This is a genomic window from Anabaena sp. UHCC 0399, assembly GCF_034931465.1.
Taxonomy (GTDB): Bacteria; Cyanobacteriota; Cyanobacteriia; order Cyanobacteriales; family Nostocaceae; genus Trichormus; species Trichormus minutissimus.
In genome coordinates this window covers 1-2,461 of sequence record NZ_JAYGGZ010000114.1, presented here as the reverse complement: position 1 = coordinate 2,461, position 2,461 = coordinate 1, and the positions used below count along the sequence as shown (strand labels likewise).

Sequence of the window (2,461 nt, the reverse complement as noted above, 5' to 3'; positions counted from 1 at the left end):
CACAGCTTGGTCGTAGGATGCGATCGCTTTTTCGTAATCTTTTGCAGCATGGTATAACTTACCTAGCTCACATAATAATTCTGGTTGGTTATTAGATATTTGTTTTTCTGCTGTAATTAATTCTTGAATAACTAGGATTCTTTGCGTTCGTTCTTCTGGTGTTAAAGCCAAATATTTTTCATAATCTGTATCCTCAAGTATGCGTGATGATTCCTGTTCTAATGTTTCCCTATCTATAGGAAATTCAAACAAACCTGAACGCCAATCAAAGAAGTCTGGAGCGCGTTGGATAAAATATTTAATTGCAAATAGAGGTAGCAAGAACACAAAACAGATGTTAAAGTTTTCTTTCAACCGTTCTCGCTGTTGATTGAGGTTAATTAAGACAGGTGGTACACCCTTCCAACTATATGAATGTGTATCTCTACTATCCCAGCCTGAAAATGCTTTACATTCTTCGTATTCATAAAATGAATGTTCTAAACCCGTGATAAATAAAATATTTATCCGTTCTTTATTGTGTAACTCATCAATGATTTCGTATAAGTTATTAACACCTTGCTTTAATTGTAAAATATCTAGATTTTTATCATTAATATCTTCTTTAACATTAGTAATTAATTGCTCACCTTGAGATGGAGAACAGCGCACAAACAATAAGCCAAAGCCTTCTGTAAATTTCAGCGTGCGGACTAAGGCTTGATATTCTTCATCTGCTGTTCCTGGTAAATCTTCATCCCAATCAGTTAATTCTAGTGTCATAATCTGAGCGAGGGATAATTTTTAATTCGTAATATGCTGTTGGGGTTACTTGTTGCGTCAACCAAAACTAATGCCATATGTAAATTTCTCTCAAACCTAAAACCCAAACCCTCCCTAAAAGGGAAGGGGAGCAAGAATCAAAGCCTCTCTCCTTGCAGGGGCTACGGTGTACACACAAGTGCTACCAGCATACATTTCAGAACCTTGACAAAATTCTCAACTGTCATGTTGTAGCTTGCTTCTCCGTAGGAGTATGTAGCGACAGCGAAATGAAACATCTAGAGACTACGGTGCAAGTCCGAGATTCTTTCCTACGGAACGCTTCGCGAACGTTCCGCTCCGCTCCACTCAGAATGACATTGAAGGGCTATAAAGCAAGTGGTGACTGAAATTTTAAGACTTGTGTGTACACGGTAGCCTTGCAGGGGAGAGGTTTGGAGAGGGGTTTTAAGAATAAGTTGCACATTGCGTAAACCTACAATTTTTACGATGAATAAAGTTGATTATAAGTGTCTTGAAATTCTTTAATTCCTTTAATCAAAGGATGGATATCATACCATATCTGACTTTCTCCGTCTCCATTTAAATAACGATATTCCAAAACACAGCGATTAAATAATAAACCTCGATACAGTTGATCGTTTTCTATCTGTTTAGATTGATACACCTTTGCTAATGCTTCCCATTCATTAGAAAAAACGGTATTGCGATAGGTATTTCGCAACTCGCTAATTGAACGCTGTACGGCTCTGTTAGGAATGGGTAGACTGCTGGTGTATTTAATCGCTTCCTTCATTAATAATAATAAATTTCGTACATGACCCCCACTCATTAAGCAGAGTTTCTCTACAGTCTTCCTCTGCTCAAACATATCGACGACAGATAAGGTAGGGTCAATCAAACTCAGCCGTTTTTGTAATATTTCCTTAACTTTCTCAATCCCGCGTTGATAGGGTTGATTTTCTGGAGTTTGCACCATAATCATTGGCAAAACTTGAGTATTCCCATAAATATTGGCGACATCGGCGGCGCGGTTAGAATACAGCAAAGAAATTGGCACAGTGTAAACTAAATGACAATCTAAGGCTTGTAGCTGTTCACTGCGGTCAATAAAAATCTGGTCATGATTGCTGCGTCCATCTTCTTGAGGTATGGGAACAATCCGGTCTAAGTTATCAGCAATTAATACTAGTTGAGAATATCCTGACGGTAAGTGATTTTTTGCATCTTTAATGAACTCATTTAACGCCTCAATTAAAGTCACTGTATGCGGGTTAACTCGCTCACGAATTTTTTGGCGTTGGCTAGGTTCAGTTCTCAAATTAGCTGTAATTTTGGCAAACTGAGAAATTTGAGCTTCGACACTGAGGCTTTCTAAAGACACCTCAGTTAAGGCAAAATCTTTTAAATCTTGCCAACGATTGTTGAGCCAATTCAACAAACTCACAGGTTTAACGGTATCTTTTAATCCTTCTAATAAATGTCGCGTGCAAGCTAGGAGAATATCAGTATATTGGGCATCTTCTGGATCTATATCTTCCTCATCGCTGGGAAAATAAACTACAAAGCAGCCTGCCTCATCCAAAAACTTCTGGAGACGCAGCAGTTCAGTTGACTTACCAGCACCGCGATGTCCTGCGTAAAGTTGAGAGGTCATTCTATCTGATAACAAAATTTCTCTACCCACTTCCACAAGAAT

Annotated in this window: 2 protein-coding genes; both read right to left on the bottom strand. The window is 38.4% G+C overall.

Annotated features, from left to right (window positions below; all coding sequences use genetic code 11):
• Window positions 1-762 (bottom strand): tetratricopeptide repeat protein (locus VB693_RS28930; RefSeq protein WP_323269281.1); only part of this gene is annotated, 762 nt, incomplete at its 3' end.
• A 484-nt stretch (window positions 763-1,246) separates the two neighbouring features.
• Window positions 1,247-2,461, bottom strand: a 1,215-nt coding sequence (locus VB693_RS28925) for an ATP-binding protein (protein ID WP_323269280.1), incomplete at its 5' end; no start/stop codon positions are given.